This is a genomic window from Streptosporangium sp. CA-115845 (assembly GCF_050943795.1).
GTDB lineage: Bacteria > Actinomycetota > Actinomycetes > Streptosporangiales > Streptosporangiaceae > Streptosporangium.
Genome location: NZ_CP191988.1, coordinates 1,708,555 through 1,729,180 on the forward strand (window position 1 = coordinate 1,708,555; position 20,626 = coordinate 1,729,180).

Consider the following 20,626-nt stretch of genomic DNA (forward strand, 5'->3'; position numbering starts at 1 on the left):
CACAGGCGACAGGTTTTCCACAGAACCGCGTTCGGCTTCTTGGTGATCATCTCCGCCCGCCGATCCTGGGGCCTCGATCCTTCATCGAGCCCAAGGAGGGCGTGCGTGATCACCGCACTCGTCACCGTCTCCATCCTCTCGGCGGCCCTCGCGGGGAGCTTCCAGGTCCCCGCGCCCCGCCTCTCCCCGGAAGCCTGCGGCGCCTGGGCCGGCCTCCTCTCCACGACGGCCCCGCGCCGGCTGCCGGAGGAGGTCCGCGTCACCCTCACCGCCGTCTGCGGGGCTCGGCGCACCGTTCTCCCGGATACCGGAGCCGCCTTGACAGACCACCCCGCGCCGACACCGCCCGGTGCCGCCCTCCCGGACACAGACGGCAACCGGTCAACGGCCTTCTCGGATCCGGGCGGCGGATGGCCGATGGATCTCTCGGGGGCGGACGGTGAGTGGACAGGCGCCCCGCACAGTCCCGATAGCGGACTGAAGGCCCACCTCCAGGGCGAGCATGACGAACGGCCGGGAAGCGACGGCCCTCCGGGAGACGACCACTCCCACCGGCTCGCCACCCCTCCGGTTTCCCCTGCCGGTGCTGCCGCAGGCTCTCTCGCCGGCGCTTCGGTAGATCCTCCCGTCGGTTCGAGTTCGGCCTCCGCTCCCTCAGCGAAGCGGAGGGCTCCTCGGGCCTCCTCCCGGCCGGAATCCTCGCGAGCGCTCGCCGAGCGGTCACAGCGCCCACCACGTGGGAGGAGAACGCCATCCGGCGGATGGGCGGCGTCCTCACCCGGACGGAAAGCCCCATCCAGAGGGCGGGCAGCGTCCGCACGCGGGCAGGCGGCGGTCTCGCGTGGACGCGGCGCGCCCTCGCTGGGGCAGATCGCGGCCGCCGCGGCGCTCCGCCAGGTCGGCAGGCCGTACGTCTGGGGCGGCGGTTCGAGCGCCGGCCCGACCGGCGGGGGCTTCGACTGCTCAGGGCTCGCCCTGCACGCCTGGTCCAGGGCCGGGGCCAGGCTCACCCACTACACCGGAACCCAGTTCAGACAGGGCCGCCGGGTGCCGTTCTCGCAGCTCCGCCCGGGAGACCTGGTCTTCTTCGGCGGAGGCGTCAAAGACCCCACCCACGTGGGCGTCTACGTGAAGGACGGTGTCATGGTCCACGCTCCGGGAACCGGTGACGTCGTCAGGACGACCGACTTCGCCGCCTCGGCCTACTACCTCTCCCGCTACCGGGGCGCCGTCCGCCCCGCCCCGAGCCGGCCCGCCGGATGACTCTCCACCTCCGAATCCTCTCCAAAGATCGTTCGCTCTCCGTAGTGAGTGTCGGTTAACCCCAGGATGCTGGTAATGTAATGACGCGTTGGCCCCCTTAGCTCAGGGGATAGAGCACCGGCCTCCGGAGCCGGGAGCGCAAGTTCGAATCTTGCAGGGGGCACACAGTCCTGACCAGCGGGTCTAGCCGCTGGCCAGGGCGAACGACGTAGGAACGGGCGGGTCTCCAGTCTCATGGAGTCCCGCCCGTTCTCATTGGCGTTCACTGGTTGTGGACCAGTCGTGGACCTTCTTGCCCGAGTCCCTGGGCGATGTGGCGGTCGCCCTCCCAGGCGGCCGAGCATCAAAACACGACGGTCATGCCTCTGACCGTCTGGAGATCGTCGGTGGTGTCCAGATGGCTCAACGTAGCCCGCCGGCGTACCGGGTGATCGCCAGAATCGCCATGTCGTCATCGCGCGGGCCGCCGGTCCAGCACTCGACATCGCGTACCAGGGCCTCGACCACCTCCTCTGGCCGCCGGAACGAACCCCGGCCGGTGAGCCGGCTTAGCGGATCGTAGAAAGTGCCGTAACGGTCCCGGGCCTCCGTCACTCCATCGGTGACCAGCAGGAGCGTGCTCCCGGCCGGGAACGGCCAGCGTTCCGGCTCTGCCCGCGGTACGCCCAGGCCGCTCATGCCCAGGGGAAGACTCGGCTCGCCGGGATCCAGCGAGGACACCGTGTCACCGTCAAGGAGGTACGGCGGGGGGTGGCCGCAGTTCAGCAGCCGCACACTGTCCGCGTCCGGTGTGATCTCGCCGAGCACCGCTGTGACGAACCCCTCCATGCGGATGCTCTCCTCGCGTGACGCAGCCTCTTTGACCAGCGCGCGCTCCATAAGCTCGGCCAGCGGCACGAGGTCGGCCGCCTGGTCCGCCGCCTCCCGGAATGCGCCCAGCAGTACGGCCACCGTGCCGACCGCGCCCAGGCCCTTGCCTCGCACGTCTGCGATCAGCAGCCTGGTGCCGTACGGGGTTTCCTGCACGGCGTAGGCGTCTCCGCCGATCAGTGCCTCGATCTGCGCGGTCTTGTAGAGCGCGGCGACGGCCAGCGGGCCGATCCGCGCCGGCGGGGCGGGCAGCACGGCACGCTGGGCGGCCTCGGCGACGGAGCGCACCACCTCCAGCCGGCGGCTGTGGCTGGTGACCACGCGGTTCACCCCGAGGCCGACGAGTGCGGTGAACACCGCGCTGATCAATGAGAGCGTGCCGATGACATGACCGAAGTAACCATCCTTGATCAACAACACCAGCTGGGCCAGGACGATGGCCGCTGCGACCGCGAGGGTGTGCCGGAGTGAGAACAGCGCCCCTGCCATCACGACCGCGGCGCCCAGCAGGTAGTCGCCCCAGTAGTAGCGCGGGGACAGCACGTTGAGGACGGCGCCGACGACGACCATGGCGGCCGGTATGAAGGAGACGTACCGGGGCCGGCTCGTAGTGAGTGGGTTCATCCGAGCCCCGATTCCACATCCGATCGACGTGTGGAAGGCCATGTGAATCCCCGGGGGTTCCCCCAGATCCTGGCTTTGATCCTTTCTAGTGAACGTTGAATCGCCTGTCGAGACGACACTCCCAGGGCGTTCGTCCGGGTGGTGACCGGGCCCGTCCGCAGGGAACTTGACGGCTTGTGCCGATCGGGCGGATCGGCGAGGGCGGTAAGGGGCACCGCGCCGGCCGCGGACGGGTGGCGGTCGCCCTCCCGGGTGGCCGGGTGCCGAAACACCGCCCTGGGGGCGGCCGGAATCGCGGGTGGTGGCGGTGGCCCAAGGGAATCCCTGACAACTGGTATGCGCGTTGCACCCTTCCGAAACGCCTCGCTGATCCCGGGGGGCGAGGCGCGCCGTGTGGCACTCTGAGTGATGTGTCCGCCCCCTTTCCCGCCGGTCGTGTCCCGGCCCCGCCAGGGCCCGCCTCCGGCGGCCATGGCGTTTCCATGACCGGCGATGCCTCTGCCGTGGATCGGCGCCTGGCGGTTGGGGCGTCGGTTCTCGCCGCACTCTGCGTTGTGGCGTGTGGGGTCGCCACCTGGCTTGACGTGGCGACCGGGACGGTGACGCGGCCCGAGCCACTGGACTGGGCGGTGTGGTCCTCGACGGTGCCCGGCGTGGCCCTCGCGATCGCCGGCATCGTGCTGGCGGTGCGCCTGCCCCGCCACCTCATGACCTGGCTGCTCATCGCCGGAGGCGTCGTCGCCGCCGTGAACGGCCTGGCCGCCGCGTACGCGGTGCTGTCGCTGACCCGCCACGGTGGCGCGCTGCCGCTGACCCCGGCCGCGGTCTACGCCGGGGCGCGGCTGGGGCCGCTGCTGAACCTGCTCCCGCTGCTGGTGCTGCTGTTCTTTCCTGATGGGCGGCTGCCGTCACCGCGGTGGCGATGGGCCGCGTGGCTGTCGTTGGGGGCTACGGGCCTGGCGGTCGCGGTGTTCCTCGCCGTCCCGTGGCGGATCGAATCGCCGGGCATGAATTGGCCGGGACTCGACCCGCCGTTCCCGCCACTCCCGGATGCGGTATGGCGCTCGGGGCTGGCGGCGGTGCCGGCGCTGCTGGTGGTGAGCCTGCTGGTGTCGGTGCTGGCCTTCGCCTGGCGGTTCCGGGGCTCGGCGGGCGTTCGGCGGGCGCAGCTTCGCTGGATGCTGATGGCGGCGCTGCTGAACGCGGCACTGATCCTGGCTTCCGCCGTGGTGGACGGGCTGCCGCAGGACCTGTCGTTCGTCGTCTCCCTGGTGGCGGTCGCAGCGGCGGTCGTGGTGGCGGTGAGCCGGTACCGGCTTTATGACATTGATCCGGTGCTCGGCTGGACCCTCCTGTACGGCGGGCTCGCGGTCGCCGTCGTGGCGATCGACGTGCCGGTCTTCGTGAGCCTGGGGGCGATCATCGACGAGCCGGTGGCGGCGGTCCTGGCGGCGGTCCTGGTCGGGGTGGTCTACGCGCCGTTGCGGGAGCGGGTCCGGCGGTGGGTGAACCGGGGGCTGATGGGGCGGACGGAGCCGTACGAGGTGGTCTCGGCCCTCGCCCGGCGGCTTGAGGAGTCCGTGCGGCCGGAGGAGCTGTTGCTGCAGGTGGCGAAAGCGGTGTCGGCGGTATTCCGCTCGCCGTACGTGCGGGTCGAACTGGACCGGGCGGACGGGAAGACCGTCGTGGTGGAACACGGCACGTCCAGCGAGGACGTCGTGGTGCTGCCGTTCGCCTACCGTGACGTGCCGATCGGGCGGCTTGTCCTGGTGCTGCGCGCGGGTGCGCGGCCGGCCGAATCCGACCAGCGGCTGTTGGCCGACGTGGTACGGCAGGCCGCCGCGGCTGTGCGGGCGACTGCGCTGACCGAGGAACTGCAGCACAGCCGCGAGCGTCTGGTCACCGGAGTGGCCGAGGAGCGGCGCAGGCTGCGCCGGGACCTGCACGACGGGCTGGGGCCCACGCTGGCCGCCGCCGCGCTGAAGGTGGAGGCGGCGCACAACCTGTTGACCCGGGATCCCGGCACCGCCCGGGAGGCGCTGGACCAGGTGAGGAAGGATCTTTCCACGATGTTGGGGAACGTGCGGCGGCTCGTGCACGATCTGCGCCCGCCGGCTCTGGATCAGTTCGGCCTGGCCGGGGCGCTGCGGCAGGAGGCCGCCCGGTTCCGTGGCGATGGGCTCGCCGTGCGGGTGGAGGTGGAGGGGGACCTGACGGGACTGTCCGCCGCGAGCGAGGTGGCGGCGTACCGGATCGTCTGCGAGGCTCTGACCAACGTCGCCCGGCACGCGGGCGCGGACACCTGCCACGTGCGTGTCGCCGTGGCGGGGAACGAACTGGAGGTCGAGGTGACCGACGATGGGCACGGGGTCCTTCCGGGCGCCGTGGTCGGGGTGGGTCTGGTCGGCATGCGTGAGCGCGCGGAGGAGTTGGGCGGCCAGTGCGCGGTCGGGGTCGGCCGCGGCGGCGGAACCCGGGTCCACGCCGTCCTGCCCGTCGGGACCGTGACCTCCTCGTGACGCCTCGGGTGCTGATCGCCGACGATCATCCCGTGTACCGGGACGGTCTGCGCATGATGCTCGCCTCGACTGACCAGGCCGAGGTGGTGGGGATCGCCGCGGACGGGGAGGAGGCCGTCGCCGAGGCCGTCCGGCTGCGCCCTCAGGTTGTGGTGATGGACCTGAGTATGCCCAGGATGGACGGTGTGCAGGCCACCGAGCGGATCGTCGCCACCTGCCCGGACACGCACGTGCTGGTGCTCACGATGCATGAGGATGACGAGAGCGTCTTCGCCGCCATGCTCGCCGGCGCTCGCGGCTACCTGCTCAAGGGGGCTGAGCAGACGGAGATCCTGCGCGCCATCATGGCGGTGGCCAGCGGGGAGGTGATCTTCGGGCCGGCACTCGCGGGGCGGGTGACGCGCTACTTCGCCCGGCTGGCTGTAGCCTGTCCGGTCCGAGAGGGGCCGTTCCCCCAGCTCACCGTTCGGGAACGGGAGATACTCGACCTGCTCGCGGCCGGCCTGTCCAACCGGATGATCGCCGAACGGCTGTCGCTGGCGCCCAAGACGGTGCGTAACAACGTGTCCAGCGTTTTCGCCAAGCTTCAGGTCGCCGACCGCGCCCAGGCCATCATCCAGGCTCGCGAGGCCGGCCTTGGCCGGTGACCGGCGTGCTCTCGGCCTCGTTCGGGCGGCGCCCTCGCAAGGGTGAGTGAGGATTGGCCGACGCCGGCCCCAGGGGCCGGCTGACAAGATCGCGTCGTATGGCGTGGGGGCTGAGCCACCCTCCGTGGACGCAACCCGCCGGTCCAGCCGGCCTGCTCGACCATCTCGTGGAGACGCTCACCGCCGCGTCTTTCCGGGGACACGGCCGGTATCGCGCAGCTCGCCCCGCGTGCCTGGGAGCGGTGTCCCCGCCGCCCCGGGACGCCTGGCCCAGGTCACGCCGGGCCAACTCGGGACCGCGCGCATGGCCGCGCTCCCTGGGCGCCCGGGACGCACGGCCGGGATCGTGTTACCACCGACAAGCAACGGAGGAACACCAATGTCCAGTCGCATCGTGCCCAGCAACGTCAATCCCAACGAGCCCGTCGCGATCCAACGCACCGCGGACCCGGCATGGATCCGGATCGCCGGACTGCTCCTGGCCGCCGGGGCCGCCTCCTGGGCGGCCGGCACCGTCATCGTCGGGGACAAGATCGAGGAAGGCATCCAGACCCTCGACACCATCACCGGGATGCTGTTCGTCGTGGGTCTGTTCGCCTTCGTCTGGACGGTGCGGGCCACCCGCGGCGCCGGCGACGGGTGGGCCCGGATCGTCCCGGCCGGCCTGCTCGTGCTGCTCCCCGGCGCGTTCCTGCTCAACGCGCTGTCCTTCGGCTACGCCACCCACGACGATTTCCCGCTGCCGCTGATGATCCTGGACGCCTGCTGGCCGCTCAGCCAGCTCGGCATGCTGGTCCTGGGCATCGTCATCGCGGTCAAGGCCCGCTACCAGGGAGCACTGCGGTGGCTGCCGCTGCTGGCGGGCATGTGGTTCCCGGTGACCATGGTGGCCCAGATCTTCGGCGGCTCGACCGTCTCGGTGTACGTCAGCGCGGCGTGGCTGCTCGGCATGCATGCCCATCTGGGTGTCCGCCTCGTCGTTCGTCCCATGGCGCGGTCGATGAGCGGCACGGCCGCCGCGTCCAGGACCGCCGTCACCCCTGAGGCGCGCGCCGGTTTGTAGAGGTGGCCGAGCAATCCGAACCCGGTCACGTCGGTGGCGCACCGTACTCCAGCGGCGAGCACCGCCGCGGACGCCTCGGCGTTGAGCGCCGTCATCACCTCGACCGCCTGAGGGAACGGCTCCCCCGTCGCCTTGTGCCTGTCGTTGAGATCTGCCGCGGGGATCTCGCAGGCGCAGCCGCCGCCCTGGGCGTGGTGCGTCAGGCACATCATGATCGTAATGTAAGGCCATCATGACTGATTTTCGGCGGTTCGTTCCGCGCACCGACACCATTCTGGCCGACCCTCTCCTCGCCGGTGCGGTGCGACGGCTGGGCCGCGAGCGGGTGAAGGTGGCCGTTCATGAGGCACAGCAGGCCGCCAGGGCGGGCACGATCGCGCCTGAGGATGTCGCGCGCACCGCGGTGGCCGTCCTGAGCCGCCAGGGCACCCGGCGAGTGATCAACGCCACCGGTGTGCTCCTGCATACCAATCTGGGCAGGGCCAGGCTGTCGGCCGCGGCGCTCGCCGCGATCGAGGTGGCGGCCGGAGTGACCGACGTCGAACTCGATCTGGCGAGCGGGCGGCGAGGCCGGCGGGGACGGGGGGCGCTGGCCGCACTGGCCGCCGCCGTCCCCGCCGCCGAGGCGGTGCACGTGGTGAACAACAACGCCGCCGCGCTCGTGCTGGCGGCGACCGCGCTGGCCCAGGGCCGCGAGATCGTCATCAGCAGAGGCGAGCTGGTGGAGATCGGTGACGGCTTCCGGCTGCCGGAACTGCTGGCCTCGACCGGCGCCCGGCTGCGGGAGGTCGGCACCACCAACCGCACCAGCGCGGCCGACTTCGAGGCGGTGCTCGGCCCGGAGACCGGCTTCGTGCTCAGGGTGCACCCGTCGAACTACCGGATCGAGGGTTTCACCAGCACGCCGGACATCGCCGAGCTGGCCGGGGTGTGCCGGGCGGCGGGGGTGCCGCTGGTGGCGGACGCGGGTTCAGGACTTCTGCGCGGGGAGCCGCTGCTGCCGGAGGAGCCGGACGCCATGACCTGGCTCGCGCAGGGCGCCGACCTGGTGACGGCCAGCGGCGACAAGCTCCTCGGCGGACCACAGTGCGGGCTGCTCCTGGGCCGGGCCGAGCTGGTCGAGCGGTTGCGCAGGCACGCGCTGTCCAGGGCACTGCGAGTGGACAAGCTCACGCTCGCCGCGCTCGAGGCCACGCTGACCGCCCTGGAGGAGACGCCGACGTGGACCGCGCTGCACACCGACCGGGCCGTGCTGTGGCAGCGGGCCAAGGCGCTGGTGGTACGCCTGGAGGAGGCGGGGATCGACGCCGAGGCGGTGGCCACCACGGGCACGGTCGGTGGCGGCGGAGCACCGGGGGTCGGGTTGCCGAGCGTGGCGGTCGCGGTGCCTGAGCGGCTGGCGCGGCCGTTGCGGCTGGGCGATCCGGCGGTGCTCGGCCGGGTCGAGGACGGACGCTGCCTCCTCGACCTGCTGGCTGTGCCGCCGGAGGAGGATGACGATCTCCTTCTTCTCTTGAACGATCTTCGCGGATAGGATCGCGCCCGGAGACGTCCAGGAGCCTGGTGGCCCTCCCGGTCTTCAAAACCGGTGGCGCCGAGTATCTCGGCGCGGCGGGTTCGATTCCCGTCCGTCTCCGCCAACCTCCCCTGGAGTGTGATGAGCGTCGACGACCTGCTGGTTCAGGCTCGAAAGATCATGCGTCGGCTCGATCCGGCAGAGGCGGAGGCGGCCGCTCGCGCTCCCGACGCCTTCATCGTCGACACCCGTCCGGAGTTCCAGCGCCGCCGAGGCGGGGAGGTGCCCGGCGCCATCGTCATCGAGCGTAACCACCTGGAGTGGCGGCTCGACCCGCACTCTCCCGCACGCATCCCCGAGGCGTCGGCGGGCATCCGATGGATCGTGCTGTGCGACGAGGGATACTCCTCCAGCCTGGCCGCCTGGTCGCTGCACCAGCTCGGCCTAGGGCGCGCCACCGATGTGGTCGGCGGCTTCCAGTCCTGGCTCGCGGCCGGCCTGCCGGTCGTCAGGCCGGAGCGTCCCACGAGCCCCCGCCTGGCGCCATGCTGGTGATCGCCACCGCGGGCCACGTCGACCACGGTAAGTCGACGCTGGTCCGGGCACTGACCGGGATGGAGCCCGACCGCTGGGCCGAGGAGCGCCGCAGGGGCATGACCATCGACCTCGGCTTCGCCTGGACGGCGCTGCCGTCTGGAGGGACGGTGGCGTTTGTCGACGTGCCCGGCCACGAGCGGTTCGTCACCACCATGCTGGCCGGGGCGGGGTCGTGCCCGGCCGCCATGATCGTGGTCGCCGCAGACGAGGGCTGGCGTGTTCAGTCGGGCGAGCACCTGGCCGCCCTTGGCCGGCTCGGCGTGCGCCATGGCCTGCTCGTGATCACCCGCGCCGATCTGGCCGACCCGGCTCCCGCGCTCGCCGAAGCCCGCTCCCGGCTGCGGGGAACGGGCCTGGCGGCGATACCGGCGCTGGCCGTCAGCGGGGTCACCGGGCAGGGCCTGCCCGAGCTGGTCGCCGCGCTCGACCGGCTCGCGGCCGAGTTGCCGCCGCCCGACGCCGACGGTCCTGTGCGGCTGTGGGTCGACCGGGTGTTCACCATCACGGGGGCGGGGGTCGTCGTCACCGGCACTCTGGCGGCGGGAACCCTGCGTACGGGCGACACACTGCACCTCGACGGCGAGCCGGTGCAGGTGCGTGGTCTGCAGACCCTCAACACCCGCGCCGACCTGGTCACCGCCACCGCCCGCGTGGCGGTCAACCTGCGCGGGCCCGTCTCCCTGTCGCGGGGGGCCGCACTGCTGACCCCTGGCGGGTGGCACCTCACGACCTCGGCCGATGTCCGGCTGTCGCCGGGCGAACCGCCGAAGGGCGATCTGCTCCTCCACATCGGTTCTGCCGCCGTGCCCACCAGAATCAGGCCGCTCGGCGCGGACACCGCGAGGTTGTCGTTCGCCAGGGCGTTGCCGCTGCGGGTGGGCGATCGGGCGCTGCTGCGTGATCCCAGCCGCTCGGACGTACACACCGGGGTGGTCGTCCTGGACGTGCGGCCCCCGGCACTGACCCGAAGAGGCGCGGCGGCGGCTCGCGGAGCGGCACTCACCGCGGCCAGAGCCGCGCCAGGAGCGGCTGATCTGCTGCGCTGGCACGGGCTGCTCAGCGGCGCCGACCTCACCGCGATGGGCGTCACCGCGCCACCCTCTCCTCTGCCGGGCGGCTGGCACACCGACCCGGAGCACTGGGCGGGACTGAGAAAAGCGCTCGGCGAGGCCGTGGCCGCGGCCAAGGACAGGCGGCTGACCGTCGAGGCGGCGACGCACCTACTCGGTCTGCCCGACCGACGGCTGACCAGGGCGCTGATCGCGCCGCCGCTCACGATGGAGGCGGGAGTCATCGGCAGGCGGGACCTGGCCCCTTCGCCGTTGCCGCCGCAGCTGCGGCGTGCGATCGACCGGCTCCGTGCCGAGCTCGCCGACCGGCCCTTCCAGGCGCCGAGTGCGCGGCGGCTGGCCGAGCTCGGACTGACCGGCAGAGCGCTGGCCGAGGCCGAGCGCGCCGGTGCCGTGCTGGTCGTCACCGACGGTGTGGTGCTGCTGCCCAACGCCCCCGACCAGGCGACGAAGCGGCTGCGCGAGCTGTCCGGCCCGTTCACCGTGAGCCAGGCGCGGGTCGCGCTGCAGACCACGCGGCGGGTGGCGGTGCCACTGCTGGAAATGCTTGACAGGCTGGGTCATACGAGGCGGCATGATAATGAATCACGAACCTGCACCCCTGTCAACTGACGGATTCAAACTATTTCTTGACAATAAAAACGTCAGAGGTCCGGCAAGAAAGATCACCATTACCCATTGCCGAGTTGCGGTCATTTGCGTATTTTTCGGTCATGACGATTAGTGCCGCAGGAGTTGTCGGGCAGGGTGCGCTCATCGCCATCTTTCTAGTTGCGGCCCTGTCGAAGATTCTCACTAACCGTGACCTCACTCAGATCATCTCCAAGCTCGGCCTGGGCGCCGTCGCCAGACCGGCGACCCTGCTCGTGATCGGCGCGGAACTCCTGGCCGTCACCGCGCTGACGATCATGCCGTCGGCGGCCTGGCCGAGGGTGCTCGTCGTGCTCCTGGCCCTGTCGTTCGCCGGGGCGGGAATCCGTGCGCTGGGGGTCAAGGAGAAGATCAAGTGCGGTTGCTTCGGCGGCGGTAAAGCCGTACTGGGCTGGCGGCAGGTGGTGTACCTGCCGCTCTGGCTGGGCCTGGCAGTCGCGGCCGAATACGCGCCGCCGTCGTGGAGCGCCGACGAGGGGCTGGCCGGACTGGCCACCCTCCTGCTGGCGCTCGTCGCATGGAAACTCCTGGCTGAGGTCAAGCTCTGGCGAGTGCTGCGGGGCGACCGTATGGCCATCCCGGAACCGAAACAACACGAGGACGCGGAGGTGTCCGCCGCATGACGACGGTGCTGCTTGTGGTGGTCTGCTTGCTGGCTGTGGTGCTTTTCATCCAGATCGGCGCCCAAGTCGAGCTTTTTGAGCAGATCAGACAGATCCGCGGCTATCTCGATATGGAGGACAAGCCCACCCCGGTGGACCTGGGCACCCTGGAAGGGGCCAGCCCCAGCCGGTTCGGCCTGCCCGCCGTCCTCGATCACGCTGAACAGGCCGTGGTGCTGTTCGTCTCCAACAAGTGCGAGACCTGCCGCAACCTGGCCTCGGCACTGCGCGGTGGCGCGGTGCCCCCTTCAATGTGGGTCGTGGTCGTCCCGGTGAGCGGGGACGGCAACGAGTTCATCGACGAGTTCGAGCTGCGTGGCGAGCGTGTCCTCCTCGACGAGGGGGAGCTCATCGTCAACAGCATCGGGCTCGATCTGACGCCCGTCGCCCTCCACATCGCCGAGGGAAAACTGACACGGGCCCACACGGTGCCGACGGTCAGGCAGATGTACGCGGCCGCTCCCATCTCCTACAAGTACGACCTGGTCCGCAAGCCGTCCGTCCAGCACTGATCCCTCTCCCCGCCGCACAGAAAGGCACCACATGGAGAAGATCTCCGGCTTGCCGGGATCCAATCGCCGGGGTTTCCTCGGCTGGATGGGCAAGATCGGCGTCACAGCCGTCGGGGCTGTCGCCGGCGTGGCCGCGATGTCCAAGTCCGCCGAGGCGGCCAACTGGAACTGCTGCACCCTCGCCCTGCCGAACAAGTTCTGCGGAAGGAACAGTTCCGCGCAGTATGTGTGTCCGTCCGGCTACAGCATGAAAACCTGGACCTGCTGCAGCGGGACGGCTCCCTGGCAGCGCAGGTACGCCTGCGGAGAGTGCACGAAGGGTGCGAACTGCAATGCCGGGCCGTTCATCTGCTCGGCTGGCTGGACCGTCAACGCCAACGGCTGCTAATCCCTTTCAGGAGATGCCTTGCCCCTTGACACGTGGGTGACAATCGCGTTGCTCCTGCTCATTATGAGTGCGGGCTTCGCGCAGCTTTTCAGTTTTTGAGGCCTATCCTTCGTCGGATATCTCCGCCCCCTGGTTCAGGGGAGAGCAACTGGGGAGAAGGCCATGTATTGGCCCATCCTCAATCTGTCGATCGGCTTCGTGATCTCCGCCGTCTCCACGTACGGGCTGGTTCATCTCATCGGCAGCGGACTACGCGGAACAGGCCCCAAGATCGCCGCCTGTGCCGTGCTGCTCGCCTGCATGGCCATCGATTCCGGTAAGTTCGGCCTCCGCACGCCCATGTTGCGGCGGCAGACCCCTCGGCAACACTTCGCCCGCTTCGGCCCTGCCGGAGGCGCGCTCCTGTGGGGGCTCGACACCGGGCTTGTCGTGACCACCTTCCGCGTCACGTCGCTGACGTGGGCGGCGCTCGGCGTAACGCTTTTCGGACTGGTGCCCTGGTGGGCCGGTCTGTGTTACGCGCTCGGCTTCGTACTTCCGTCGATGGCGATGGTGGTCGTCGTGCCCTCGTCGAAGGACCAGGACACCAAGGCCGAGCCGATCTGGCTGATGGACTGGCTCATGGACAGAGAGAAGGCGGTCCGGACCTACGCGTTCGCCCTGCTGTCTCTCACGTTCGCCGGCGTACTGGCGACGGTGTTCCTCGGTTGAGCGCGGTGGGCGGGCCCCGCGCCCGCCCACCGCGTCTCAGCACTTCCCGTGGAAGAAGGAGATCTCCTTGCGGACCACCGGCTTGCCTGGGACCGCGATGTCGAACGGCACACACGTGGGCGCCAGCACGTGGAACCCGCCCACGAACACCGTGTCGTGAGCGTCGCAGGCCACGAACGTCACCGAGTGGTCGGCGCCCGCCGGGTCCGCGGCCCTCCTGGCCACCTCGGCGTAGAGCATGCCGGCGCTCTCGTGGAACTCCTTGGGGATCGACAGGGTGACCTTGCCGCCCTTGCGCACCACCGCGCCGACCTTGAAGCGGTTGTCGCTGCCGTACTCCTCCGGGTTGGCCGTACCCCAGGCGAGCAGGCCAGGGAGGACCAGCGGCCCCACGACCAGGTCGTCAGGCCCTATCGAGGCGAGCAGGTTGCTCTCGTCGCCGATGTCGCCGTTGCGGTTGGAACAGGTGAGCAGCCGCGGCGCTTCCAGACTGCCCTCGCCCGGCTGAGTACGCATCCCCGCACTGTCTCCCGTCTGCGCCGAGGAGGCCCCGCACGCGGCCAGCGGAAGTGCCGCCATGACCGCGAGCAGGGCACGCGCCGCTCCCTTGAAGATCATGATTCATTTGTACACCGGTGATCAGGCCCTGCCTAGCCTCGATCCGATGAGAGTCAGCGAGTCACCGTACGGATGGCCGGATGCGCTCCAGGTGAGTGCTCAGAACGGAGGTTCGTCGTCGGGTTCGGGGTCGGCGAGGGTGGCCGCGATCGCCTCGACGCGACCGTCCAACCGGCCGGGGCTTGCCAGGATCTCCCCGGTGCGGGGGTCGAAGGCGAGACCGTCCGCGACGTGTTCGGTGGCCTCGGAGGCGCTCGGGCACCAGCGGGACACCGGGCAGAACCGGCACCAGGCGCCCGGGGTGGCACGGAAGGCGACGTCGCGGTGCCAGGGCCGGACCCGGTCGAGGACGACCGCCTGGGCGGTCGAGGCGGTCGCCGGGTCGGTCGCGTCGAAGGTGAGCACCTCGGCGGAGTCCGGGGTGAGCTGCTCCAGCTCGACCAGCCCGTCGGTGTCCCCGAAGACGCCGGCGGCGATCAGGCAGACCGCCAGGGCGAGCTGGGGGACCATCTCCAGCGCGTTCTCGGTGGTGATGCCGCGCGGCACGGCCGACGTCTTCTGCTCGCGGTAGACGAGGCGTCCGTCCACCCGGCGGAGGAGATCCGGGTGGGCGAGCACCATCACATCGGCCCGCGCGTCGTACGCGGCGATCTTCGGCTCGGGCCTGACCTCGGAGACCTCGCCCGGACCACGCAGCGGGCATACCGCCAGATGCCGGAGCAGGTACGGCCGGGCCCGGTGGTACTCCTGGCGCTCCATCAGCTCGTCGGCGAGGCCGCAGTCATCGGCGTCCACCTCCGGCAGGTCCGCGGGAACGCAGGCTCTTCCCCGGCCGTGTGCGGCCTCAAGCCACGCGTGCACGTGCTGGCCGCGCTCGGCCGCCGGGCTCGTCTCCCAGTCGCCGGGCAGCCGGAGCTCTCGCAGGTGAGCCTGTGCCGGGCAGACCTGGTAGTACCGGGACGTCGTGATCGACCACGTCCGCCGGTGCGTGCCCCGGTCGTCGAGGCCGAGCAGGCCGGGAGCGTGCGCGAGGTGCCCGCAGGAGGCGCGTGCCTTGCAGTCGGCGCAGTCCCGCCCCGGGGCCCGGCCGCCACCGGCCAGCAGCCGGGCCGTCGCGGGTCTGACGTTCGAGGTGTAGGCGCCGCGGATCTCCTCCAGGTCCGTCGTGTCGACCAGGACCCGGTCCGTGCCGGTGGTCAACCCGACCTCGACCACCCGCACCCGCACCGGGACGGGAACGGGCCGCACCGGGACGGGGATGGCGCTGTAAAGCTCCGACGGGTCCGCCACCTGCTTGCCGGCCGCCGCCACGTACGCCATCGCCTGGGTGGACGGAATATCCGTGCCGCCCAGGGGGCGGCGCAGGCGCATCCGCCGGAACTCGACCACCGTGCCGTCCGGTGAGCCGTACCACCGGCCCCAGACGGTGAGGGAGCGCATCTCCGCGGGGGACCGGCCGCCCTGGACGATCCGGGGGTGGTGCTCGGGCCTGAGCTCCACCCCCTCGGCGGCGAGTGTGGCGGCCAGGCTCTCGGAGACCTCCAGGTAGGTGTGGCAGGCGTGCTCGATCCAGTTGGCGGCCCCCGGGTGCACGGTGTCGCGGGCGTCTCCGAGGGTCCTCAGCAGAGCCTCGTCGATCGGGGCGGCCTCGAACTCGACGGCGTTGAGCACATTCATCACCAGGCCGAGCGGAAAGGTCTCCCAGGGCGCGTACCTGCGCCTCTCGGAGACCCGCGGCCACAGCTTCGGGCGGGCCTTGACCGCGGCGAAGTCCTCGCAGTCGCCGTCCCGGCGGTCGAGCAGGCTCGCCGACAGCCGGATGACATCGGGATTTCCGGTGAACTCGGTGCTGGGGGGCTGACTCAACGCACTCTCCTCGGTATGGGGGAAGCAGAGGTGCTACTGCGCTGCAACACAGTGAAACATATTGTGAACTAGAGTCACAACTTTTTAGGGTGATAGGCGGAAATTTACAGATGAAACGCGACGGACGGGTATCCGTCATGAGGAGAGATCCGGACCTGTTCGCGGTCTGTGCTTAACGGCGGGCCACCGTTGTTCGTCCACCGAATGAACGGAAGTCGACCCGCTTCTCAGACGACTCTCATCGAGGGCACGTAGAACGACGTCATGAACGGTTCGGCCGCCGTGAAGGCGCTGGTCGCCGGTGACGGGCCTGACGTCCGTGAGCCGCCGTCCCGGGCGTTCCGGCCGGGCGGCCTCGCCATGCGGGCCGCCGCTCATGGGAGGTACGCGTCCGGGATGTCCCACGCCGGGGGCTCGGACACGTCGCTCCCGGGTTCGCACCATGACATGTCCGCCGACGCTCTCTCGAATGGAGCAACATGCTGCGCAGACTCCGCAGGTCGTCCGCGATCGCAGACAGCCCCGCAGATCCCGGGGACGGTGGCGGGGAGGGGCGGGTGTCCGATGCCGGGCGCGCACTGCGTGCGCCGAGCAGGCTGCACGCGTTCAACCGCTACGAGATCAAGTATCTGGTCGACACCGCTCTGGTGGACGAGCTCCGGGGCGAGATGGAGCGGCGACTCGACCGGGACGCTCACAGCGGGGACGAGGGGTACGGCATCTGGAGTGTCTACTACGACACCCGCGGGCTCCGCTTCTACTGGGAGAAGATCGAGGGCCTGAAGTTCCGGCGCAAGTTGCGGATCAGGCACTACGGCGACCGTTTCACGGTCACCGCGGACACCCCGGTGTTCGTCGAGATCAAGCAGCGGGTCAACCGCGTCACCCAGAAGCGCCGGGTCCGCCTGCCGTACGCCGACGCGCTGCGGTTGTGCGACGGGCGTGAGCCGGTCGAGCACACCGAGGCGGAGCGGCCCTTCGTCGAGGAGGTTCTGGACCTGGTCTGCCGGCTCGATCTGCGGGCCACCGCGATGACCGGCTACCAGCGGCACGCCTATGTGGGCAGGGACGCCGACGTCGGCCTCCGGGTCACCTTCGACCAGCGCGTACGGGGCCGTGACCGGGACTTCCACATCGGCGCCGACGCCCAGAACCGGTTCATCGTCCCGCCCACCAAATCGATCATCGAGGTCAAGGCGAACGAACGGGTTCCCTACTGGCTCACCGATCTGACCGCCAAACGGAACCTGCAGGTGGTACGGGTCTCCAAGTACTGCCAGAGCGTGGAGGCCTTCGGCCGGGCCCCTCGGTCGGTCTTCCACGTCCCCGACCATGATCCCTACTCCACCTGATGGAGGCGTAACCCCCATGAACTTTGATTTTCAGGACCTGTCCGGCACCTTCAGCGTGATGGACATCGCCATCGCGATGTCGCTGTCGTTCGTGCTCAGCGTGATGATCGGCTGGGTGTACCGGGCGACGCACCGCAACGTCTCCTACAGCCAGTCCTACGTCCAGACGCTGGTCATCCTCGGCATGATCATCTCGCTGATCATGCTGGTCGTCGGTTCCAACATCGCGCGCGCGTTCGCACTGGTCGGCGCGCTCTCCGTGGTCCGGTTCCGCAACGCGATCAAGGAGACCCGGGATGTCGGCTTCATCTTCCTGGTGATGGCCGTCGGCATGGCCGTGGGCACCCGCTTCTACGTGCTGGCCGCCGTCGCCGCCGTGGCGATCTCGCTGGTCATCATGATGATGAGTCGTTTCAACTGGTTCCATCTGAACGTCCAGCGCCAGGTGGTCAAGGTCCAGGTGCCCTCGGACGAGGATTACACCCACACGATCCAGGACGTGCTGATCCGGCACACCGACGAGTTCGAACTGGTGAGCATGGAGTCGATCCGCGGTGGCGCACTGACCGAGCTGATGTACACGGTCAAGATCAAGAAGGGCGGCGAGCCCGCGAACCTGATCTCGGCCCTGCGGGAGCGTAACAGCGGCCAGCCGGTCACGGTTCTGACCGGGTACGACCAGGCCGACCTGTAGGCCGCCGTGACCATTCCCAAGAACCGGCCGCGGCTGCGGCACCGGATTCCGGTCAGGCTCCGGCACCACTGGAGGGTGGTCGCCCTCTTCGCCGTGTTCCTGCTGGTGGTGGGTGCGGGCTTCGGCACCGGGACGATCCGGCCCTACGTGACCACCGGGCAGGTCACCGCGGCGCGGACGGTCACCCAGGACATCACGGGCACCCAGGACGTCTTCGACACCGCGCTCTCGCACAGCGTCCAGATCACGTTCAAGGACGGGGCCTATCGGGACATGCTGGAGGAGTACTTCAAGGAGGGGGAGAAGAAGTACGTAGAGGCCGACCTGGTCATCGATGGGACCACCCTGCCGAGTGTGGGCATCCGGCTGAAGGGCAACTCCACGCTGATGGGGCTCACCTGGAACGGCAGGTCCCGCACCGGGGGGCGGGGCGGCGTCCCCGGCGGCGGGCGCCCGGGGAACTTCCAGCCTCCGGAGGGTTTCCAGCCGCCGGACGGCGGTGCGGGTGGTGGCGGGGCAGGACCCGGGCGGGGTCCGGGGGGGCCGATGACCGCGCTCAAGGCGGAGGAACCCGAGAATCTGCCCTGGCTGATCAGCTTTGACGAGTTCGTGGAGGGGCGCCGCTACCAGGGGCACTCGCAGCTGGCCGTGCGTCCCGCGACCGGGCAGTCCTCGACCCTGCTGAACGAGGCACTGGCGATCTCGCTGGTCGGCGCGGCCGGCGAGCCGACCCAGCGGTACGCCTACAGCTCGTTCACGGTCAACGGCCGTTCCTCGTCTCCACGTCTGCTGGTGGAGTATCTCGACGAGGGATACGCGGAGAGGCTCGGCGACGGCGTGCTGTACAAGTCGCTCGCCTCAAGTGGCTTCAGCTACAAGGGGGAGGACCAGACCGCCTACGGCACCGACTTCAAACAGGTCAACAAGGTGGGAGGTAAGGACCTGCAACCGGTCATCGACCTGGTCAAGTGGGTGGAGCAGGCCTCCGACGAGGAGTTCGCCGCCGGGCTGGCCGACCGGGTGGACGTGGAGTCCTTCGCCCGCTATCTCGTCCTGCAGAACCTGATGGTCAACTTCGACGACATGAGCGGTCCCGGGCGTAACTACTACCTGTGGTACGACCTGGACGGCAAGAAGTTCACCGTCATCGCCTGGGACCTCAACTTCGCCTTCAACGGCAACGCCACGGCGGGGCCGAACGACACGATCGGCATGGGGTTCGGCGGGGGCGGCCCGGCGCGGGGGGCGGGTTCCCAGGCTCAGCCGGTACAGGGCTCACAGTCCCAGTCCCGGCCGACCGGGAACGGGCAGCCGCAGGTTCAGCCGACTCAGGGGCCGCAGCCGCAGGTTCAGCCGACGCGGAGCGGGCAGCCACAGGGCGGTGCCGGTCAGGAGGGCGGCGCCCGTCAGAACGATCCGATGGGCGGGCCGCGGATGGGCCACGCGCTGAAGGACAGGTTCCTGAAGACACCCGCCTTCAAGAAGATCTACGAGGAGCAGTACCGGAACCTGTACCAGAAGCTCCTGGGAGGCGGGGCCGCCGCCACGCTGCTCGACGACATCGTGAAGTCCTACCGGCTGAACGAGGGCGCCGACACCGCCAAGGTCGAGGCCGACGCCACGTCGCTCCGTACCACCCTCAAGACCCGCACCGAGGCGCTGGGCTCGGACAAGGTGATCGCCGGCGGATGATCCTGCGGGGAACGGCGGGATCCCGGCTCCCGGTCTCCCGCCGTTCCTCCGCGCGCTCCCTTTCCCCGGGGCCTCACCGGCATGCGGTAATCCACATGTGGTGTTCAGCGCCGTCGGACGCCGCTCGCGATCCAGCGGCGGACCACGGCCAGCGCCAGCGGGAGCGGTACGGTGCCCGCGCCGAGGCCCACGTCGACCAGCAGGTCGAACACCTCCTTGCGGCGAGCGGCCGTGTCGATCGCCGCGTCGATGAAGCCGGGCGACTGGGCGGCGAGGGCGAGCACGTCCGTGGTGCGCAGGTGCCACCCGAGTGCCTTCCTCAGCTCGCGCCGGTAGGCGGGCAGCGGGTCGGCGGTGGCCCGCACGGCCGCCTCGCCGGCGAGGCGGCCGGAGACCAGGGCGTAGTAGATGCCCTCGCCGGTGAGCGGGTTGATGAGACCGGCGGCGTCACCGGCGAGCATCACCCGCCCCGAGCCCGGCCTCGGCCGCCCCGGGGACAGGGGCAGATGGTGGGCGCGCAGGTCGTGGGCGCTCAGGTGGGGCAGCAGTTCGGCGAGCCGGCCGTGCAGCACCTCGCGGCCCGGCAGGCCGGTGGCGCGCAGCCTGGGCAGGAGCATCCCGAAGCCGACGTTGGCGGTGCCGTCGCCGATGGGGAACGACCAGGCGTACGCGGGCCACCCGTCCTGCTGCATGAAGATGGACTGCACGTCGTCGTCGGCGGGCACGCCGGCGTAGCCGCGTACGGCGATCGCGGTGTGCCTGTCGGGGGCGGGGGAGACGCCGATGAGGCGCCGCATCGTCGAGTTGGCCCCGTCGGCGGCGACGGCGGCGCGGGCGGTGACGGTGCCGTCGAGGACGATGTGGCCGTCGAGGACGGCGAGCGAGCGGACGTGGTGGCGGCGGACCTCGACACCGCGGGCACGGGCGGCGTCGATGAGGCGGGCGTCGAAGACCCTGCGGGGGACGACGTGGTTGGGCCGGGCGGAGGTGGCCGAGACGCGCGCGCCGCCGGGGGAGACCACCGCCAGGCGCCGCGTCGGCCGGTAGTCGGCGACGAGGTCGGGGATGCCCAGCAGGGCGAGCTCGTCACGGCAGTGGGCGGCGATGCCGTCACCACAGGCCTTGTCGCGGGGGAAGTCGGCCCGATCGAGCAGGAGCACCCGCGCGTCAGGCCGGAGCTGCCTCGCGCGCAGCGCGGCCGCCGCCCCCGCGGGCCCACCGCCGACGACCGCCAGGTCCCACACGTCGTTCACCTGGGTGAACCTTCCCTGTACGTTCCCGCGGAACCGCCTGGCCGTCACTCCCTCCGCA

The 20,626-nt window shown here is 70.3% G+C and carries 18 protein-coding genes and 2 tRNA genes; 15 read left to right on the forward strand and 5 right to left on the reverse strand.

Going from position 1 to position 20,626, the window contains the following annotated elements:
* Positions 1-105 precede the first annotated feature (105 nt).
* Positions 106-1,263 (forward strand): C40 family peptidase, encoded by a 1,158-nt coding sequence (locus ACQP0P_RS10145; protein ID WP_433373993.1) that lies wholly within the window; start codon positions 106-108, stop codon positions 1,261-1,263.
* A 91-nt stretch (positions 1,264-1,354) separates the two neighbouring features.
* A tRNA-Arg gene (locus ACQP0P_RS10150) sits at positions 1,355-1,426 on the forward strand.
* 239 nt (positions 1,427-1,665) lie between these two features.
* Here the strand turns inward: ACQP0P_RS10150 and ACQP0P_RS10155 are convergent.
* Positions 1,666-2,757 (reverse strand): PP2C family protein-serine/threonine phosphatase, encoded by a 1,092-nt coding sequence (locus ACQP0P_RS10155; RefSeq protein WP_433373996.1) that lies wholly within the window; start codon positions 2,755-2,757, stop codon positions 1,666-1,668.
* Between the two features lie 482 nt (positions 2,758-3,239).
* Between ACQP0P_RS10155 and ACQP0P_RS10160 the strand changes: the two genes are divergently transcribed.
* Complete coding sequence (locus ACQP0P_RS10160) at positions 3,240-5,276, forward strand: sensor histidine kinase (protein ID WP_433373998.1); 2,037 nt, start codon at positions 3,240-3,242, stop codon at positions 5,274-5,276.
* Complete coding sequence (locus ACQP0P_RS10165) at positions 5,273-5,923, forward strand: response regulator (protein WP_433374001.1); 651 nt, start codon at positions 5,273-5,275, stop codon at positions 5,921-5,923. The genes ACQP0P_RS10160 and ACQP0P_RS10165 overlap by 4 nt, the downstream gene beginning before the upstream one ends.
* 825 nt (positions 5,924-6,748) lie before the next feature.
* Here ACQP0P_RS10165 and ACQP0P_RS10170 read toward each other — a convergent pair.
* A complete protein-coding gene (locus ACQP0P_RS10170; protein WP_433374004.1) occupies positions 6,749-7,198 on the reverse strand; it encodes an AIR synthase-related protein in 450 nt (149 codons plus the stop codon).
* 20 nt (positions 7,199-7,218) lie between these two features.
* Between ACQP0P_RS10170 and selA the strand changes: the two genes are divergently transcribed.
* From selA to ACQP0P_RS10210, 8 genes are all read left to right on the forward strand, one after another.
* Entirely contained in the window at positions 7,219-8,520 is a 1,302-nt protein-coding gene (gene selA / locus ACQP0P_RS10175) for an L-seryl-tRNA(Sec) selenium transferase (protein ID WP_433374006.1), read from the forward strand.
* A 10-nt stretch (positions 8,521-8,530) separates the two neighbouring features.
* Positions 8,531-8,626, forward strand: a tRNA-Sec gene (locus ACQP0P_RS10180).
* Between the two features lie 17 nt (positions 8,627-8,643).
* Positions 8,644-9,057 (forward strand): rhodanese-like domain-containing protein, encoded by a 414-nt coding sequence (locus ACQP0P_RS10185; protein WP_433374009.1) that lies wholly within the window; start codon positions 8,644-8,646, stop codon positions 9,055-9,057.
* On the forward strand, positions 9,048-10,781 hold the full coding sequence (locus tag ACQP0P_RS10190; RefSeq protein ID WP_433374012.1) for a SelB domain-containing protein: 1,734 nt from the start codon (positions 9,048-9,050) through the stop codon (positions 10,779-10,781). The genes ACQP0P_RS10185 and ACQP0P_RS10190 overlap by 10 nt, the downstream gene beginning before the upstream one ends.
* A gap of 101 nt (positions 10,782-10,882) precedes the next feature.
* Positions 10,883-11,443, forward strand: coding sequence for a MauE/DoxX family redox-associated membrane protein (locus tag ACQP0P_RS10195; protein WP_433374014.1), 561 nt, complete (start codon positions 10,883-10,885; stop codon positions 11,441-11,443).
* Positions 11,440-11,994, forward strand: a complete 555-nt coding sequence (locus ACQP0P_RS10200; RefSeq protein WP_433374017.1) for a hypothetical protein — start codon at positions 11,440-11,442, stop codon at positions 11,992-11,994. The genes ACQP0P_RS10195 and ACQP0P_RS10200 overlap by 4 nt, the downstream gene beginning before the upstream one ends.
* Positions 11,995-12,043: 49 nt before the next feature.
* Positions 12,044-12,382 (forward strand): hypothetical protein, encoded by a 339-nt coding sequence (locus ACQP0P_RS10205; RefSeq protein WP_433374020.1) that lies wholly within the window; start codon positions 12,044-12,046, stop codon positions 12,380-12,382.
* Between the two features lie 162 nt (positions 12,383-12,544).
* A complete protein-coding gene (locus ACQP0P_RS10210) occupies positions 12,545-13,093 on the forward strand; it encodes a hypothetical protein (protein WP_433374022.1) in 549 nt (182 codons plus the stop codon).
* Between the two features lie 36 nt (positions 13,094-13,129).
* Here ACQP0P_RS10210 and ACQP0P_RS10215 read toward each other — a convergent pair whose 3' ends face one another.
* Together ACQP0P_RS10215 and ACQP0P_RS10220 are read right to left on the reverse strand one after the other, a co-directional pair.
* The gene (locus ACQP0P_RS10215) at positions 13,130-13,711 is read right to left on the reverse strand and encodes a hypothetical protein (protein ID WP_433374025.1); all 582 of its coding nucleotides are present in this window, start codon (positions 13,709-13,711) and stop codon (positions 13,130-13,132) included.
* A 99-nt stretch (positions 13,712-13,810) separates the two neighbouring features.
* Positions 13,811-15,577, reverse strand: coding sequence for a PD-(D/E)XK nuclease family protein (locus ACQP0P_RS10220; protein WP_433374027.1), 1,767 nt, complete (start codon positions 15,575-15,577; stop codon positions 13,811-13,813).
* Between the two features lie 479 nt (positions 15,578-16,056).
* Here ACQP0P_RS10220 and ACQP0P_RS10225 point away from each other — a divergent pair, with 479 nt between their 5' ends.
* Genes ACQP0P_RS10225 through ACQP0P_RS10235 form a run of 3 tightly spaced genes read left to right on the forward strand, consistent with a single transcriptional unit; the run spans position 16,057 to position 19,315 of the window.
* Complete coding sequence (locus ACQP0P_RS10225) at positions 16,057-16,929, forward strand: polyphosphate polymerase domain-containing protein (RefSeq protein WP_433374030.1); 873 nt, start codon at positions 16,057-16,059, stop codon at positions 16,927-16,929.
* Between the two features lie 16 nt (positions 16,930-16,945).
* The gene (locus ACQP0P_RS10230; protein WP_433374033.1) at positions 16,946-17,623 is read left to right on the forward strand and encodes a DUF4956 domain-containing protein; all 678 of its coding nucleotides are present in this window, start codon (positions 16,946-16,948) and stop codon (positions 17,621-17,623) included.
* Between the two features lie 6 nt (positions 17,624-17,629).
* Positions 17,630-19,315 (forward strand): CotH kinase family protein, encoded by a 1,686-nt coding sequence (locus ACQP0P_RS10235; protein ID WP_433374036.1) that lies wholly within the window; start codon positions 17,630-17,632, stop codon positions 19,313-19,315.
* A 104-nt stretch (positions 19,316-19,419) separates the two neighbouring features.
* Here ACQP0P_RS10235 and ACQP0P_RS10240 read toward each other — a convergent pair whose 3' ends face one another.
* Positions 19,420-20,568, reverse strand: coding sequence for an NAD(P)/FAD-dependent oxidoreductase (locus ACQP0P_RS10240; protein WP_433374039.1), 1,149 nt, complete (start codon positions 20,566-20,568; stop codon positions 19,420-19,422).
* Positions 20,569-20,626 lie beyond the last annotated feature (58 nt).

Coding starts and splice junctions, on each gene's coding strand:
- ACQP0P_RS10160 (WP_433373998.1), top strand. CDS start 3,240: ATGACCGGCGATGCCTCTGCCGTGGATCGGCGCCTGGCGGTTGGGGCG.
- ACQP0P_RS10170 (WP_433374004.1), bottom strand. CDS start 7,198: ATGATGTGCCTGACGCACCACGCCCAGGGCGGCGGCTGCGCCTGCGAG.
- ACQP0P_RS10210 (WP_433374022.1), top strand. CDS start 12,545: ATGTATTGGCCCATCCTCAATCTGTCGATCGGCTTCGTGATCTCCGCC.
- ACQP0P_RS10195 (WP_433374014.1), top strand. CDS start 10,883: ATGACGATTAGTGCCGCAGGAGTTGTCGGGCAGGGTGCGCTCATCGCC.
- ACQP0P_RS10190 (WP_433374012.1), top strand. CDS start 9,048: ATGCTGGTGATCGCCACCGCGGGCCACGTCGACCACGGTAAGTCGACG.
- ACQP0P_RS10225 (WP_433374030.1), top strand. CDS start 16,057: ATGCTGCGCAGACTCCGCAGGTCGTCCGCGATCGCAGACAGCCCCGCA.
- ACQP0P_RS10185 (WP_433374009.1), top strand. CDS start 8,644: ATGAGCGTCGACGACCTGCTGGTTCAGGCTCGAAAGATCATGCGTCGG.
- ACQP0P_RS10215 (WP_433374025.1), bottom strand. CDS start 13,711: ATGATCTTCAAGGGAGCGGCGCGTGCCCTGCTCGCGGTCATGGCGGCA.
- selA (WP_433374006.1), top strand. CDS start 7,219: ATGACTGATTTTCGGCGGTTCGTTCCGCGCACCGACACCATTCTGGCC.
- ACQP0P_RS10155 (WP_433373996.1), bottom strand. CDS start 2,757: ATGAACCCACTCACTACGAGCCGGCCCCGGTACGTCTCCTTCATACCG.
- ACQP0P_RS10230 (WP_433374033.1), top strand. CDS start 16,946: ATGAACTTTGATTTTCAGGACCTGTCCGGCACCTTCAGCGTGATGGAC.
- ACQP0P_RS10200 (WP_433374017.1), top strand. CDS start 11,440: ATGACGACGGTGCTGCTTGTGGTGGTCTGCTTGCTGGCTGTGGTGCTT.